The sequence below is a fragment of the Streptomyces sp. NPDC021224 genome (assembly GCF_044332905.1).
Lineage (GTDB): Bacteria > Actinomycetota > Actinomycetes > Streptomycetales > Streptomycetaceae > Actinacidiphila.
The window spans coordinates 789,104-802,887 of record NZ_JBIRPW010000001.1 but is presented as its reverse complement, the minus strand read 5'-3'; the positions used below and the strand labels follow the sequence as shown (position 1 = coordinate 802,887).

At 68.4% G+C, this 13,784-nt stretch carries 16 protein-coding genes; 13 read left to right on the top strand and 3 right to left on the bottom strand.

The window, feature by feature from the left end:
- Nucleotides 1-544 precede the first annotated feature (544 nt).
- The 3 genes from ACH4PY_RS03570 to ACH4PY_RS03560 all read left to right on the top strand — a co-directional run bounded on the left by ACH4PY_RS03570 (nt 545) and on the right by ACH4PY_RS03560 (nt 1,938).
- Nucleotides 545-1,051, top strand: coding sequence for an HAD domain-containing protein (locus ACH4PY_RS03570; RefSeq protein WP_398176070.1), 507 nt, complete (start codon nt 545-547; stop codon nt 1,049-1,051).
- A 171-nt stretch (nt 1,052-1,222) separates the two neighbouring features.
- Nucleotides 1,223-1,609: a type II toxin-antitoxin system RelE/ParE family toxin gene (locus tag ACH4PY_RS03565; RefSeq protein ID WP_398175442.1), complete on the top strand. Its 387-nt coding sequence runs from the start codon at nt 1,223-1,225 to the stop codon at nt 1,607-1,609.
- Nucleotides 1,606-1,938, top strand: coding sequence for a helix-turn-helix domain-containing protein (locus ACH4PY_RS03560; protein ID WP_398175440.1), 333 nt, complete (start codon nt 1,606-1,608; stop codon nt 1,936-1,938). The genes ACH4PY_RS03565 and ACH4PY_RS03560 overlap by 4 nt, the downstream gene beginning before the upstream one ends.
- 129 nt (nt 1,939-2,067) lie before the next feature.
- Here the strand turns inward: ACH4PY_RS03560 and ACH4PY_RS03555 are convergent, their stop codons facing one another.
- Nucleotides 2,068-3,399: an aspartyl protease family protein gene (locus tag ACH4PY_RS03555; RefSeq protein ID WP_398175438.1), complete on the bottom strand. Its 1,332-nt coding sequence runs from the start codon at nt 3,397-3,399 to the stop codon at nt 2,068-2,070.
- Nucleotides 3,400-3,619: 220 nt separating this feature from the next.
- Between ACH4PY_RS03555 and ACH4PY_RS03550 the strand changes: the two genes are divergently transcribed.
- From ACH4PY_RS03550 to ACH4PY_RS03520, 7 genes are all read left to right on the top strand, one after another.
- Nucleotides 3,620-4,891, top strand: coding sequence for a sensor histidine kinase (locus ACH4PY_RS03550; RefSeq protein ID WP_398175436.1), 1,272 nt, complete (start codon nt 3,620-3,622; stop codon nt 4,889-4,891).
- A complete protein-coding gene (locus tag ACH4PY_RS03545) occupies nt 4,888-5,574 on the top strand; it encodes a response regulator (RefSeq protein WP_398175434.1) in 687 nt (228 codons plus the stop codon). Before ACH4PY_RS03550 ends, ACH4PY_RS03545 begins: the two co-directional genes overlap by 4 nt.
- Before the next feature lie 107 nt (nt 5,575-5,681).
- Complete coding sequence (locus tag ACH4PY_RS03540) at nt 5,682-5,864, top strand: type II toxin-antitoxin system VapB family antitoxin (RefSeq protein WP_398176068.1); 183 nt, start codon at nt 5,682-5,684, stop codon at nt 5,862-5,864.
- Entirely contained in the window at nt 5,861-6,283 is a 423-nt protein-coding gene (locus tag ACH4PY_RS03535) for a PIN domain nuclease (RefSeq protein ID WP_398175432.1), read from the top strand. The genes ACH4PY_RS03540 and ACH4PY_RS03535 overlap by 4 nt, the downstream gene beginning before the upstream one ends.
- Nucleotides 6,284-6,412: 129 nt before the next feature.
- Nucleotides 6,413-7,051, top strand: coding sequence for a C39 family peptidase (locus tag ACH4PY_RS03530; protein ID WP_398175430.1), 639 nt, complete (start codon nt 6,413-6,415; stop codon nt 7,049-7,051).
- 122 nt (nt 7,052-7,173) lie between these two features.
- Nucleotides 7,174-8,502, top strand: a complete 1,329-nt coding sequence (locus tag ACH4PY_RS03525; protein ID WP_398175428.1) for a hypothetical protein — start codon at nt 7,174-7,176, stop codon at nt 8,500-8,502.
- Between the two features lie 2 nt (nt 8,503-8,504).
- Nucleotides 8,505-9,875 (top strand): DUF4041 domain-containing protein, encoded by a 1,371-nt coding sequence (locus ACH4PY_RS03520; protein WP_398175426.1) that lies wholly within the window; start codon nt 8,505-8,507, stop codon nt 9,873-9,875.
- Nucleotides 9,876-10,215: 340 nt separating this feature from the next.
- On the opposite strand, the gene ACH4PY_RS03515 is transcribed toward ACH4PY_RS03520, so the two are convergent.
- Both ACH4PY_RS03515 and ACH4PY_RS03510 read right to left on the bottom strand, forming a co-directional pair.
- The gene (locus ACH4PY_RS03515) at nt 10,216-10,629 is read right to left on the bottom strand and encodes a PIN domain-containing protein (RefSeq protein ID WP_398175424.1); all 414 of its coding nucleotides are present in this window, start codon (nt 10,627-10,629) and stop codon (nt 10,216-10,218) included.
- Nucleotides 10,611-10,898, bottom strand: a complete 288-nt coding sequence (locus ACH4PY_RS03510; RefSeq protein WP_398175422.1) for a hypothetical protein — start codon at nt 10,896-10,898, stop codon at nt 10,611-10,613. The genes ACH4PY_RS03515 and ACH4PY_RS03510 overlap by 19 nt, the downstream gene beginning before the upstream one ends.
- A 661-nt stretch (nt 10,899-11,559) precedes the next feature.
- Between ACH4PY_RS03510 and ACH4PY_RS03505 the strand changes: the two genes are divergently transcribed.
- The 3 genes from ACH4PY_RS03505 to ACH4PY_RS03495 all read left to right on the top strand — a co-directional run bounded on the left by ACH4PY_RS03505 (nt 11,560) and on the right by ACH4PY_RS03495 (nt 13,526).
- Nucleotides 11,560-12,150, top strand: coding sequence for a hypothetical protein (locus ACH4PY_RS03505; protein ID WP_398175420.1), 591 nt, complete (start codon nt 11,560-11,562; stop codon nt 12,148-12,150).
- Between the two features lie 687 nt (nt 12,151-12,837).
- Nucleotides 12,838-13,107 (top strand): CopG family transcriptional regulator, encoded by a 270-nt coding sequence (locus tag ACH4PY_RS03500; protein ID WP_398175418.1) that lies wholly within the window; start codon nt 12,838-12,840, stop codon nt 13,105-13,107.
- Nucleotides 13,104-13,526, top strand: coding sequence for a PIN domain-containing protein (locus ACH4PY_RS03495; protein WP_398175416.1), 423 nt, complete (start codon nt 13,104-13,106; stop codon nt 13,524-13,526). The genes ACH4PY_RS03500 and ACH4PY_RS03495 overlap by 4 nt, the downstream gene beginning before the upstream one ends.
- The last annotated feature ends 258 nt before the right edge of the window (nt 13,527-13,784 follow it).

Genomic DNA, 13,784 nt, shown 5'->3' with positions numbered 1-13,784 from the left:
ACCAACAGCCCTGTCCTATCATCACCCCGCACACGAACGCGGTGCATCTCCCAAGATTGCTCCGTTGAACACCATGCAACTGGGCTCCTTGCGGGGGAACATGGCCAACGTGCGCCCAAGCTTTGCGACGGGGCAACGTCCCCAGAGCCGTTGAGCAGGTCCTCCTACATACCTGGCCTAACGGCAGCAGGTTGTGATCAAGTTATGGCCAACTGATCAGTGTCGAGGGCTGCAGTTTGGGTTGCATTCAACCCCGTTCAGGGATGTCCGGAAGGCCCGCTAGCCGGTGCGTCATCGCAGCTCAGAAAGGTGACGAACCCGCCCGAACACCCGGCCCAACAGTTGGAAAGCGTGTTGGGGGCAACCCCTCACGAGTTCGAATCTCGTATCCTCCGCCAGTGCCTCACCGGGCACGACGTCGAAGGGCCCCATCGCTCGCGGTGGGGCCCTTCGACGTTTGGAGCGGCGTCAGCGGCACGACTGTGTTCGGGCGGACGTCGGTCCGCTTCGCAGGCGGTCCGTCTGCCCGTACGGTGCAGAGGTGATCGTTCCCCGGGCGCGGCCCATCCTTTTTCTTGACGTGGACGGACCGCTCATCCCCTTCGGGGCGACTCGGGAGCAGTACCCGGGCGGTTACCCGACGTACGTGCCGCAGGAGGCCGACGCCAATCCACTACTGGCCAGGGTCGATCCGGCGCTCGGCCCCAAGCTGCTGGCGCTGCCCTGCGACCTGGTGTGGGCCACCACATGGGAGTCCGAGGCCAACGAGTGCCTCGCGCCGCTCCTGGGACTGCCGCAGCTCCCGGTGGTGACCTGGCCGGAGCCGTCCGGGGAGCCCGAGCCAGCCGGCCTGCACTGGAAGACCCGCACGCTACTCGACTGGGCAGCCGGACGACCCTTCGTCTGGCTCGACGACGAGATCACCGACGCTGACCGCACCTGGGCCGAAGTTCACCACCCCGCCCGCGCCTTCCTGCGTCGCGTCGACCACCGTCACGGACTCACCGCGGCGGACTTCGCCGCCCTCGACGCGTGGCTGCAAGCGGAGTAGTCGTCCTTCGGAGCCCTTCATGTGCAAGCCGATGCGGCGGATGGGCCTGAGCCCGCTCGTCTCCGTCGCTCGGAGCATGTCGCCGGACGGCGTCCGGTCGATGTCCGTTGACGTATTGGCCGGCTGCATCCCTGCTCGCCCATACATTTGGCTATCTATATAGCCAGCTAGATGAGCGATGGTTGGGAGATCGAGGTCGAACCGGAAGTCCGGCGCTGGCTGGACACCCTGTCCGATCGCGGCTGTCTCGTAGCCGAGCACGCGGCTGAACGTCTGCTCGACGCGCCCACCACCCTCTCCGAGCCCTACGCCCGATACCTCGGCGACGGGTTACGGGAACTGCGATTCAGCCTCGGCCACGACGGCAACGCCGTCCGTCTGACCTACTGGCTCGTCCCCGATCGCCGGATCGTGCTGCTGACCGTTTTCCGCAAGACGCGAATGCGGGAGGACGCGGAAGTGGACCGGGCCAAGCAGGCCAGAAAGGCATGCGAGGCCGAGCGCCACACCGCCCACGACGAGTTCACCCGCGATGTGACGAAAGGAGAAGGCCCGTGAACCACGCCCAGTGGAAGCTCGCCCGCGAGCGGAAGGTCGCGGAAGGCTACGCTGAACCTCCCGATGTGGAAGCGACGCGTACGGAGATCCGTATGGCCTTCGACCTCGGGCAAGCGGTGTACGACCGCCGGATCGAACTGGGAATCTCGCAGACCGAACTCGTCCGACGAGCTCGCATGACGCAGCCCCAGGTGTCCAAGCTCGAACTCGGTGGCACCATCCCCACCCTTCCCCTTCTCGCCCGTCTCGCCGGCGCACTCGACGCGTCGCTCAACATCGCCCTCGACGGGGACACCTCCTCTGTCGCCTTCATCCCCCACGCGGCGTGAAGGCCACTGGTCTCAGTTCTGGTCTCATTCAGCCCCGTCCGACGGCCTCACCGGGCACGACGTCGAAGGGCCCCACCGCTCGCGGTGGGGCCCTTCGTTTTTGCCTCAGCACAGGACGCGCGGTGGCGGTCAGCCGATGAAGAGGTTCATGCCGACGTAGTCGAAGGTGACGGCGAACGGCTTGAAGAACTCGTGGGTGAAGTTGCCGATGAGGTCGAACCCGGTCTGGCCCTCCCACGGTGTCGGTCCGACGGAGCCGGGAAGGTGCCGACCGACCGCGTCTCCGATGCTTATCCGGTCCGGGGCGATCGGATAGATCGTGGTCGTACCGCCGTTGACCAGAATCGGGTGGTCCCAGTCGATCGTGATGCCGGCCCGCTCGGCGTTCGCCGCGGTCGTGTTGAGGCCGTTGGAAATGCTGCCGGTGTCCATGACGACCATCTGCGGGCCGTATTCGTTGAGCTTCCCCAGCGTGCAGGGGAGGTGGTCGCCGGCCAGCCACAGCGGCTGCGGGCGGAGGGCGGCGCGGGCGGCCTCGGCGCGGAACGCCCGTTGCTGTGCACTCGTCTTCCGCCGCAGGACGAGTGCCCGGCCCTGGTAATCGATCGTGGTCAGGAAGTGGTAGAAGAGCGCGGTTCCGATGGTGCCGGCCGCGACGACGCCGTTCGGAAAGGCCATGATCGACCCGTCCGTCCAGCTGACGGGCACGTTGCGCAGTTCGATCTCCCCGAGCCGCAGCGACGGTGCGACACCGAGGAAGGTCGTGACGGCCCTGCCGTTGATGTTCGCCGTCATCGAGGAGACGGCGCTGAGCCCTGCCTCCTCCGCCGCATCGGTGGTGAGGGTCAGGCCCATGGCTCCGGTGTCGAGGACGAACGTCCCTGGTGCCCGCCCGTTCACGGAAGCCTTCACCTGGGGCAGCGGGTCGATGTCGAGGAAGGGCACCCGGGTGGCCTGCGCGCCGTGCAACTCGTAGGGCCGACCGTCCATTTCTGCGAACTGCGCGGCCTGGGCAGCTGGGGCGGGCGGCAGCAGCGGTACGGCGCGAGCGAACATGTCCTGGCGCACGAAGCAGTCCGCGAGCCGCCGCTTGATGTTCGTGTCGTCGGGGGCCAAGCCGTGCGCCTGGCTGAGGTAGTGCTCGGCGCGGGCGAACCGGTTGGACAGCAGGGCGATGTACCCCAGTTGCCCTGCGGCGTGCGCATTGCCAGGATCGTCGCGCAGCAGTCGTGCGTAGCCCCGCCCGGCGGCGGCGAACTCGCCCGACCGGAACAACTGGTCGGGGTCATTGCCCGGGGCCGCCGGGTGGGCCGCGGAACCGGCGGCTGACGCCAACGGGTAGCCCGCGGCTCCCAGTAGCGGCAGGACCGCGCTCGCACCGGCAACCAGCCCCGCCCGTCGTAGAAGAGCGCGTCGGCTGAGGCCGTCGCGGACGTCGTCGTTCTCCCTCGTGTGGTTCATGCCACGACCTTGCCGCGCGCCGGCCGCCCCACGCGTCTGCCCGCGGCCCGACAGCCGCGTCTGTCGCGGGATGTACGACGGCGCTTCCGCATCCTCCGTACGACAGATGCGGCGGCACAGGGACCGCCCGTAGGCTCATCCGATCATGAACGCTCCTGCGGCTCTCACCCTCCGCGCCTGGGTCGGCCGGCCGGTGCTTCCGGACGCTGCACTGGCTTGCGTGCTTTTCGTGGTCTGCCTGCTGATGAACGATGCGTTCGACTTGGTACGGACCCAGGCCGACCGACCTGGCGGCGGTGGGTGGAGCGGGCCGGGCGTGTTGTGGGTGTGGTGGGTCGCCACAGTGCTCACCATGGTCGGCGTCACTCTGCGGCGGCACCAGCCGGTGGCGATGCTCATCCTGTGCGCACTGTCCGCGGGAGCGCGCGCGGCCGTAGGCGTTCTTCCCACGGTCATGGATCTGGCGGTGCCGATCCTCCTCTACACGGTCGCGTCCCGGTGCTCGCGGCCCGCTTCGCTCTCGACCCTGGGCGGGCTGCTGCTGGGTGCGGCCTGGCTGATCGGTGGCTCGCCCGTCGATCAGCCGCTGCGGATGCCGGCCTTTCAGGTGTGCAGTCGTCATGTCGTCCCGTCCGGGCCGGCCGGGACCGAGGTCGGGGCCGGGGCCGGGGCCGACGGCATGGAAGGGGCCTGTCACGGCAGCGGGTCCAGTCCGTGGCGCGGCCTGCCCGTGCTGGGATCGGGGCTGATCGCCGTGTGGGCGGTCGGGTACGGGAGCCGCAACCGGCGCGCGTACCTCGAACAGCTTCACGCGCGCGCCCAGGGACTGGAGCGGGAACGGGACCATCAGGCCGCACTCGCGGTGGCCGCCGAGCGCGGACGGATCAGCCGCGAGGTCCACGACGTGGTCGCCCATGGCCTGTCACTGATCGTCGTTCAGGCACAGGGCGCCGAGGCGGCGTTGGACAACCGCCCCGGCGACACCCGCGCCGCCCTGCAGACGATCGTCGCCACCGGCCGCGACGCCCTGGCCGATATGCGCCGGGTACTCGCCGCGCTCGGCGAGATGGAGGACGCCTGGCATTCGCCGCCCGGGCTCACCCGACTGCCCAGCCTGCTCACCCGGGTACGGCACGCAGGCACGCCGGTGCGTCTGCGTATCGACGGGACCCCTGCGGCCCTGCCGTCGCCTGTCGACCTGTCGGCCTACCGCATCGTGCAGGAGGCACTGACCAACGTCATCAAACACGCCGGTGCCGGCGCGACCGCGGATGTCGTCGTCTCATACGGCCACGCCGAGGTCGCCATTGAGGTCAGCGACGATGGCCTGGGCATCAGCGGCGACGACCGGGGTACGGCCGGCGGCGGCAACGGGCTGCCGGGCATGCATCGGCGGGTGAAGCTTCTCGGCGGCCACCTCAGCGCCGCGCCCGGCGACCGGGGCGGGTTCGTCGTCCGGGCCGGTCTTCCCATCGACGGTCAGGACGCGTGATCCGCGTGCAGGACGCGATCCGCGTGCTCCTCGTGGATGATCAAGCTCTGGTCCGTACCGGCTTCCGCATGATCGTGGAGAACGCCCCGGACATGGAGGTGGTCGGTGAGGCGGGCGACGGTGCCGAAGCGGCGGCCCTGGCTGTCGAACTCCGGCCCGACATCGTCCTGATGGATATTCGCATGCCCGACGTGGACGGTGTCGAGGCGACCCGCCGCATCAGCGCCGCCGCGGGACACGTCCGGGTACTGGTACTGACCACCTTCGATCTCGACGAATACGTCTATGCCGCCCTCCACGCAGGCGCCAGCGGCTTCCTGCTCAAGGACACCCTGGCCGCCGACCTGCTGTCGGCTGTCCGCGTGGTGGTCCGCGGCGACGCGGTGGTGGCGCCCAGCGTGACCCGCCGGCTCATCAACCGCTACGTCGGCACGCGGTCACTGCACCTCACCGCTGCCACCGACCTGGAAGCGCTGACCGAACGCGAACGCGAGGTACTGGTACTCATGGCCCGGGGCCTGTCCAACGCCGAGATCGGCGCGTGCATCCACGTCACCGAGGGAACCGTGAAAACCCATGTCAGCCGCATACTTGCCAAACTCCACCTGCGCGATCGAGTACAAGCCGTGGTCTACGTCTACGAATCCGGACTCGTGCGGCCCAACGACCCATCCGACGCCTGAGGCCGCGAACCCCACACCGGCCATCGACGAGTTGGTGCGGTGCACCTGGACCAGGGAGCCGGCAGACAGGAAGTGAGCGCGCCGACTGCAGTTCGGGTGACGACGAGCTGCTGGCCGATGTAGCCCAGGCACTGGGCACGAGCACGAAGAAGGACACGGTCAACACGGCTCTCCGCGAGGTGCTGGACAACCGGCGGCGCGCCCTGGCGCTCAACCGGCTGCGCTCAGCCGCGGACGAGGGCAGCTTTGACCTGGATCTCTGCGAGGACAAGAGGAACTACCGTCGATGAGTTCGGCGCAGTTCCTGATCGACACCAGCGCCCTCGCCCGCTTCCTGCGGGGGGACGCCGGGCAGTACGGCTGGGATCGGGCAGCAGCAGCGGGACTCATCGCGACCTGCCCCGTGACCGAGCTGGAGTTCTTCTCCAGCGCGCGCTCTGCTGAGGACCGGGCACGCAGCATCGAGGACATGCGCCTGCTCTTCGGCTGGGTGCCCGTGGATGACCGGGCCTACGATCGCGCCTGGCGGGTCCAGGAGCTGCTGACCCGCAAAGGTCAGCACCGGAGTGCGGGCGCGGTAGACCTGGTAGTTGCGGCGACCGCAGAGCTCCAGGGACTGACCCTGCTCCATCGTGACCGGAATTTCGACTGCATCGCCGCCGTCACCGGTCAACCTCTCCAGTGGTACGGCCCCGATACCGGGAAATAGCCTGACAACACGAGAACCTCGCCACCATGACCAAGGCCGCGGGCATCTCCTACGACAGCCTGATCGGACACGTCGTCGCGACCGGGTCCACCACGCCGTCCTACGTTCCGTAGGCAAGACTGTGGAGCTATGACTGGCTCCACGACAAAACGGCTCGTTCCGTACCACTCGCAGTGGGAATCCGCCGAGCTGGTGCCCGAGTTCGTCACGGGTACCAGGTCGGCGGCCTACGATCCGCTGTGGCAGAAGTCCGGCGCCGACTCGGTCGAGGAGTACGCCTTCTGGGCACGCCGCATGTGCGGGGTCGCGTGCCTGCGGATGGCGCTGGACCACTGGGGTCTGGACGTGCCCCCGTCCGTACCGCTGGTGCGGGAACTGGAGGCCGCGGGCGCGTACGTCCGCGACGGCGAGCAGGTGAAGGGGCTGATCTACCGGCCGTTCGCCGGCCACGTCGCCCGCCGGTGGGGCCTTTACGTGAGGGTCGCCCCGGAACTGACCTTCGCCGGGATCCGGGAGGAGATCGCCGCCGGCCGGCTGGTGATGGTCTCCGTCCACCCGGGCATCCGCACCCCCGAGACCGAACCGCCGGGCAAGGGCGGCCACCTGGTCCTGGTCGTCAACGCGAACACCGAAGGGGTGGAGCTCAACAACCCCTCCGGCTTCCCCGGACTGTCGCAGCAGCACGCCCGCGTCCCGTGGGCGGCGCTGGAACGGTTCTACGCCGGCCGCGGGATCGTACTCGGGGGCCGGACGGAAGGCGCACAGTGATCCCCTGACCCTCGACAACATCCTTCTCGCGGGATACACCGTGCCTGCGGCGGGCAGAAAGGGCACATCCGCCCGTAATTCTTAGTTCACCCCGCTGGCGGCGACGATCTTGGCTACGGTGAATGTTCGACGTTCTGGTTCTCGGGCGCCGGTTCCTGTGGGGGGATGTCATGGGGAAACGTCGCGGCTTCTTCGCCGAGCTCAACTACCAGGCGCAGCAGGCGGAAAAGCGTCGGCGCCAGCAGGAGGCGGCTGCCCATCGGGCTCATCTCGCGGCGCAGCGGCAGGCGGAACGAGCGGCGAAGGCGTTCGAGCGCGCGCAGGTGGCGGCGGCGCGCGCCTCGGCCGCGGAGAAGAAGGCCGCCGAGCGTGAGGCCGCGCGGCTCCACGTGGAGTCACGGCTCGCCGAGGTCGAGTCGATGAACGCGAGCCTGGCCGGAGATCTCGCCGACATCGACGGAGTGCTCGCGTGGGCCCTGGAGATGGACGACTACGTCGACCTCGAATCCCTGAAGATCTCGGAGGTCGAGCATCCTCCGTTCGAGCCCGGCCGACTGGCTGTTCCGGCTCCTGCGGTCCCGAAGCCGGACTACCCGCTTGAGCCCGTGTACGAGGAGCCGCCCGTGCCCGGCGGGCTCTCCGCCATGTTCGGCGGCAAGAAGCGGCACCAACAGGCTGTCGAGAACGCCCGAACGGCCTTTGCGGACGCGCACCACCACTGGGAGCGCGCCACGGAGGCCGCCCGCGGCAGGTTTGTCGAGAAGGCGGCGCAGCGGGATAAGTCCGAGGCCAAGCGCCTCGCGGAGCTGTCGGCGGCCGAGGAGAAGTACAGGCAGGAGTGCGGGAGGCGCGAGGCCGAGGCGTCGGCCCACAACGCCGAGGTCGCCCAGCTGGTCAACGACCTTGCCTTCGACGTCGAATCCGCCATCGAGGAGTACGTCGGCCTCGTGCTGTCGAACTCGCTCTACCCTGAGGTCTTCCCGGTCGAGCACGACCACGCGTTCAGCCTCGGGTCCCGCGAACTCTCGCTCAACGTCAGCGTTCCGGAGCCTTCGTCCATGCCTTCGGTGAAGGCGTACCGGTACGTGAAGGCGAAGGACGAGATCACGTCGACCAACCTGCCCGTTCGCGAGAAGAAGGAGCGGTACGCGAAGGCGGTCTGGCAGGTCGCGGTCCGCTGTCTGCACGAGGTCTTCGAGGCCGACCGTGCGGGCAAGGTCCACTCGATCGCGCTGGCGGTCGGCGTCGACACGGTCGACACGGCGACCGGCCGCCCGACCACCGTGCCACTGGTTGTCGTGGCGGCGGACCGTGAGACGTTCAACAGCTTCGATCTGACCAAAGCGATCCCGCAGGACACGTTGGGGTACCTCGGTGCCGCTCTGTCGAAGTCGCCGTTCGACCTGGCCCCGGCGGACACCAGCCGCGGCGTCCGTGTTCGGGGACAATGAGGATGCGCTTCAACCCACCGCCGGGGTGGCCCACGCCGCCCGAGGGCTGGACACCCCCGCCGGGGTGGAACCCTGATCCGGCCTGGCCGGCTCCGCCGCCCGGCTGGCGCCTCTTCCTGCCCGACGCCGGGGACGGGCGGGACGTCGATGCAGGCAAGCCCGAGACCGGTCGGGGGGCTGGGACGCCCGCCGAATCGGAGCAGAGGACGCCGAGCGGACCGGCCCCCTCCCCGGCGGACCCACCGACTCCGCCACTGCCAAGCGGCGTCGACCCCGCCCCGCTGCTGGCCCGCATCGCCGCCCTCGAAACAGCGCTCGGAGCCGCACAAGGGGGCGCCGACCTCGTCGATCTCGACGACCAGCGTGCACTGCAGGATGTCGGCATCTACCGCTACCACCATCCCTTGGAGAACGCCGCGGCCTACAAGGACCGGTTGCGCAGCCTCGAAGACAGGATCGGCGAAGCCGTCAAAGGGAGCCGCGCGATCCTCGCAGCCGACATGTTCACCTTCGACGGTTCCCTGGCCCGAGGACGGAGGCTGGTCGGTGATCTGTCCCGGCTGATGCTGCGCGCCTACAACGCCGAGGCCGACAACTGCGTTCGCTCGCTCAAGTCGGGAAACGTGCGCACCGCCCTGAAACGGCTGGAGTCGGCGGTCACCGCCATCGAAAGACTGGGGGCGATCATGGAGATGCGGATCAACCCCGAATACCACGCGCTGCGCGTCGCCGAGCTCGAACTGACCGCCGACTTCCAGATGAAAGTGCAGGAAGAGCGCGAGCACGCCCGTCAGGAGCGTCAGCTCCTGCGTGAACAACGCCGGGCGGAGCAGGAGCTGGCCGCCGAGAGGGAACGACTCGAGAAGGAACGAGCGCATTACGTCGGCGCGTTGGCTTCCCTCCGTGCCAAGGGCGACAACGACGCCGTGACGGAACTCTCGGGCCGCCTGGCTGCCATCGAGGAGGCCATCGCCGCCAACGACTACCGCATCGCGAACATCCGGGCCGGTTACGTGTACGTCATCTCCAACATCGGCGCGTTCGGCCCGAACATCGTCAAGATCGGCATGACCCGCCGCCTCGATCCCATGGACCGCGTTCGGGAACTCGGCGACGCTTCCGTGCCGTTCCGGTACGACGTCCACGCCATGTTCTTCTCCAACGACGCGGTGGCCCTGGAAACCCGGCTCCACAGGGCCTTCGCCGGCCGACGGGTCAACTTCGTCAACCAACGGCGCGAATTCTTCTTCGCCACACCGGCTGAGGTCCGCGCACTCCTGGCGGACGAGGTGGGCGGCCTGCTCGAGTTCACGGAGGAACCCGCGGCGCCCGAGTACTTCCAGAGCCGCGGTCGGTGGCCGCAGCAGAGCTGAACGCGCTTGCTGTTCGCTGTGAGCAGGCCCGATGAGAGGGCGGTCGGACGACGACCGAAGGGGTGCAGTTCGGGCTGCATTCGCCCCTGTTCACGGAGGTCCGAACGGCACGTCGGCCCGTGCTGAGCCCCAGCTCAGAACGGTGACGAACTCCGGCGTACGACGGGACAGAGATTTGGAAAGCGTGTTGGGGGCAACCCCTCACGAGTTCGAATCTCGTATCCTCCGCCAGTGCCTCACCGGGCACGACGTTGATGGCCCCCGCTGCTCGCAGCGGGGGCCATCAACGTGTCCGGCCAGGACGGCTCCTGGCGGAGCCCTCTCGTTCCGGTCGGGGCAGCTACACGGAAACGAGACGTACTCGGTCGCCGCAGAGCTTTGCCATGTCGTCGGTGTCGGAGGTCAGCAGGACGACAGGGCGCTGCTGGCGTAGGGCCGCTTCTGCGACGACGGCGTCGATGGCGTACTTGTGGCCGTGCAGGCCGGCATCGAGCAGGAGGGCGGAGGCGGCTTTGGCTTCCTCGTCTCCGACGGGGACTATGCGGAGGCCGGAGAGGACCCAGGCCAGTCTGGCCTTGTCCATTTTGCTGTGGGTGGCTTCGATGATGGTCAGAGCGCTGATGACCACTTCCATGCCGCGTTTGCGAGCTTCGCTGATGAGGGCGACGACGGGTTCGTGGTCGCTGACGAACTTTGAGAGCCCTTCGCAGTCGAGGACGAGGGTGCCCTCGTGGTTCAGCTTGCGGCGGGCCACTGACTCTCCTCGGCGAACACCTCGTCGAAGACCTGCCGAGCGCGCTCCTGCTCCTCCGCGGAGACGGGGCCTTTCCGGCGCTCGTACTCGGCTAGGTACTCGTCCAGGATCTGGCCGCGGAGCTCGCGCTCGACCGCCGCGGTGATGAACGCCGAGAACTCACGCCGCCCCACGCGCTGGCGGATCGCCTCCGCCGTCCCCTCGGGGAGAGACAGGCTGACCCGCGTCGCCGGCCCCTCGCCGATGCTGTATCCGGGTTCGTCAGTCACCGGGCTAGATTATCAAACGAGTAGGAAATCGTGCAGTCTCAGCCCCTGCCTCGTTGCAGTTCTGGTTGCGTTCCCTGCTGTCCACCTCCGTCCGGCACTTACGGCGACGAGGACTTCATTGCAGGCCAGGATGCTTCTACCCCGTCCGGGACGCAGTGGCGGACAGTTGGAAAGCGTGTTGGGGGCAACCCCTCACGAGTTCGAATCTCGTATCCTCCGCCAGTGCCTCACCGGGCACGACTCGAAGGGCCCCACCGCTCGCGGTGGGGCCCTTCGACGTTGAGGGTTGCAGTTGCCGTGATCAGTCGGCGGGGGCTGCCGTCCGGGCGCGTTCAGAGCTGTTCGCCGATCTCGGCGGCGTGTCATGGAGGACGCGGTCGGTCAGGTGCTGGTGGCGGCGGCGCATGCGGGCAGAGATCGCGTCGACGACGGTGCCTGCGGTGTGACGGGCGTCATGCAGCCGGCCGTCCCGCGGGTCGGCAGCCTCGTGCAGTTCCTTCCACTTGTGGGACGCCGACGGGCCGACGCCTGGCACGGGACTCGGCGAGACGTCGGTCTGGCCGCCCGGCCGCACACCGCTGAGTATGCGTACTCATGCTGCTGCCAGGCCCCTCGCGGGACCATGACGGCTCAACCACCAAGTCGACCGGAGGCAGCCGCCATGCGGAAGAGAACCACCCCGTTCACGACGCGCGGCTCGCGCGGAACGGCTGCCGTCGCCGCTGGCCTTACCGTCTTAGCCCTGAACGCCTGCGGCGGAGGCGACCCCGGCGTCGCGGCCGCCGACTGGCGGCACTCCCACAGCGATGTCGACCGCACCCTCTTGCGAGCGGTCAACTGGCCCGGGACCAGAGTGAGCAGGGTCGAAGGAGACGTACACGGCTTCCGCATCGTGATGAAGTTCCCTGGCGACGACACGGACATGGGTGCCATCGCACTCGTGGCACCGGGTGGCACCGACCCCTGCGCAGCGGTTCCCTTCCTGATCGCGGATACCGGTGGATACCGCCCGGACCCCGACACCTACGGCGCCACCGACTTCTCGCCGGGCTCGTGCACTCCTGTTGGCACGGGAGCGTGGAAACTCGTCTCCCACCCGAACCAGGGCGACCCCTGGACGGGGTACGCCGAGCGCCGGGACGGAATCATGGTGATCCTGACGACCTACGACGACTGGACAGACCCGGACTTCGAAACCATAGCTGCGACCCTGCACTTCCTCGACGATCGCCAGCTCGGCACCATGCTGTGAGCCCCCTGCCGATCTCGCCGGCCGAGCCGCCTGCCCGGCGGTCGGCAGCGCTCCGCTCCGGTGGACGGGCAGGTCGTCCGAACCGGAGGACGGCGAGTGCGCCCGCGGGCCGACGAGCACGGAAGCTCCGCTGTCGGGTTGCCGCAGCTCGCAGAACTCCGGAGCGGCGCCTTGCGTTCAGCGGTGCCAGTACGTCCCCGAGGCGGGCAAGTGCGGCCGTCCGGCTCGCCCATCGCGATGCGGGCTGCTTCGAGGCTAGACACGGTAATTCCCCCATCCCTGACACCACTGGACACGGCTGCGCGCTCGCGAGCGGCAACCCGCGGGAGCTGACCGTCAGGCTGCAAGCCGCCCCGTAGGCCCGGCCCGAGCCGGACCCGGACAGCAGCCCCGTCCATCTCCGATACCGAGGAGATCATTGCCGGGCACGCGAGCATGTCGTCTTTCACCGACGTTCGCCAACTCGTCCATGCCGTCGCCGTCGGCGAGGCGATCACCATCGAATACGTAGCCGCCTTGGCCGGCCACACTGGCGAAGACGAGCGCGTCTTCACGCTTTCCCGTATCCGCAGCCTCAGGCCCGCGCCGCCCCGGTAACCGCCGGTCAAGGACCCGCTGTCGTGATCACCGACCATTCCGCACGCACCGAGATGGCAGGCTCTGAGCACGGGGAGTATGGTTGTTTGTATGGCGAGTAAGAAGGTAACGGTGACGATTCCCGAGGATCTCCTGGACGAGATCCGAGCGGAGGCGGCCGAGCGTGGCCTTTCCGCGTACGTCGCCGAGGCGCTGCGGGCCAAGCGCGATCGGGACCGGCTGGTGGAACTCGTCGACTGGTTGGAGGAAGAGCATGGGCCCGTCACCGAGGATGAGCGCTCTGCCGCACTCGATGAATTGAGCCGTCTCGATGCCGAGCACGCGCACCGTCGGCCGGGCAGTGCCGGAGAGGCCGCATGAAGAAGCGAAGCGGTGAGCACGGGCCACCGCTCCGGGTCTTCGTCCTCGACTGCGAAGCCTTGTCCCTGGCTGTGCGAGGTGACCGGAAGATGATCGCCTGGCTGGACCTCGCGGCGCGGGGCGAGGCCGAGGTGGTGACGTCTCCTATGACGCTGGTCGAGGCGTACGACGGCAGGACCACCGAGCAGCGGTGGGACTGGGTGCTCTCTCGGCTCAAGGTCGCCGACATCGGAAAGGACGAGGCCCGACAGGCCCGTCGGCTTCTGGCCGACACCAAGTTGCACGGGCACAAGTACGCGATCGACGCAGTGCTCGCCGTGGTGGCACGACAGCAGAAGGGGCAGGTCACGGTCTTCACCTCGGACGTCGATGACCTGGAGAAACTGGTCCCGGACACGATCGTCGTCAAGGGGGTATGACGCGGTCCTCCGGTCTCAGTTCTGGTCTCGTTCGGCCACGTCCGGGGCCGTCCGCTACGCACCCAGACGCCTGTTCCGCCGCAGGTCAGAATGCCCCTGCTCCCCGGTGAACGCCGACGTGACCGGTTGGAAAGCGTGTTGGGGGGCAACCGCTCATGAGCGCGAATCTCGTATCCTCCGCCAGTGCCTCACCGGGCACGGTGTCGAAGGGCTCCGCTGCTTGCAGCGGAGCCCTTCGACGTCGACGGATGCAGTCTT

Excerpts from the sequence above, each read along its gene's own strand:
- ACH4PY_RS03530 (WP_398175430.1), top strand. The coding sequence starts at position 6,413 with ATGACTGGCTCCACGACAAAACGGCTCGTTCCGTACCACTCGCAGTGG.
- ACH4PY_RS03565 (WP_398175442.1), top strand. The coding sequence starts at position 1,223 with ATGAGCGATGGTTGGGAGATCGAGGTCGAACCGGAAGTCCGGCGCTGG.
- ACH4PY_RS03500 (WP_398175418.1), top strand. The coding sequence starts at position 12,838 with ATGGCGAGTAAGAAGGTAACGGTGACGATTCCCGAGGATCTCCTGGAC.
- ACH4PY_RS03535 (WP_398175432.1), top strand. The coding sequence starts at position 5,861 with ATGAGTTCGGCGCAGTTCCTGATCGACACCAGCGCCCTCGCCCGCTTC.
- ACH4PY_RS03555 (WP_398175438.1), bottom strand. The coding sequence starts at position 3,399 with ATGAACCACACGAGGGAGAACGACGACGTCCGCGACGGCCTCAGCCGA.
- ACH4PY_RS03520 (WP_398175426.1), top strand. The coding sequence starts at position 8,505 with ATGCGCTTCAACCCACCGCCGGGGTGGCCCACGCCGCCCGAGGGCTGG.
- ACH4PY_RS03525 (WP_398175428.1), top strand. The coding sequence starts at position 7,174 with ATGTTCGACGTTCTGGTTCTCGGGCGCCGGTTCCTGTGGGGGGATGTC.
- ACH4PY_RS03495 (WP_398175416.1), top strand. The coding sequence starts at position 13,104 with ATGAAGAAGCGAAGCGGTGAGCACGGGCCACCGCTCCGGGTCTTCGTC.
- ACH4PY_RS03505 (WP_398175420.1), top strand. The coding sequence starts at position 11,560 with ATGCGGAAGAGAACCACCCCGTTCACGACGCGCGGCTCGCGCGGAACG.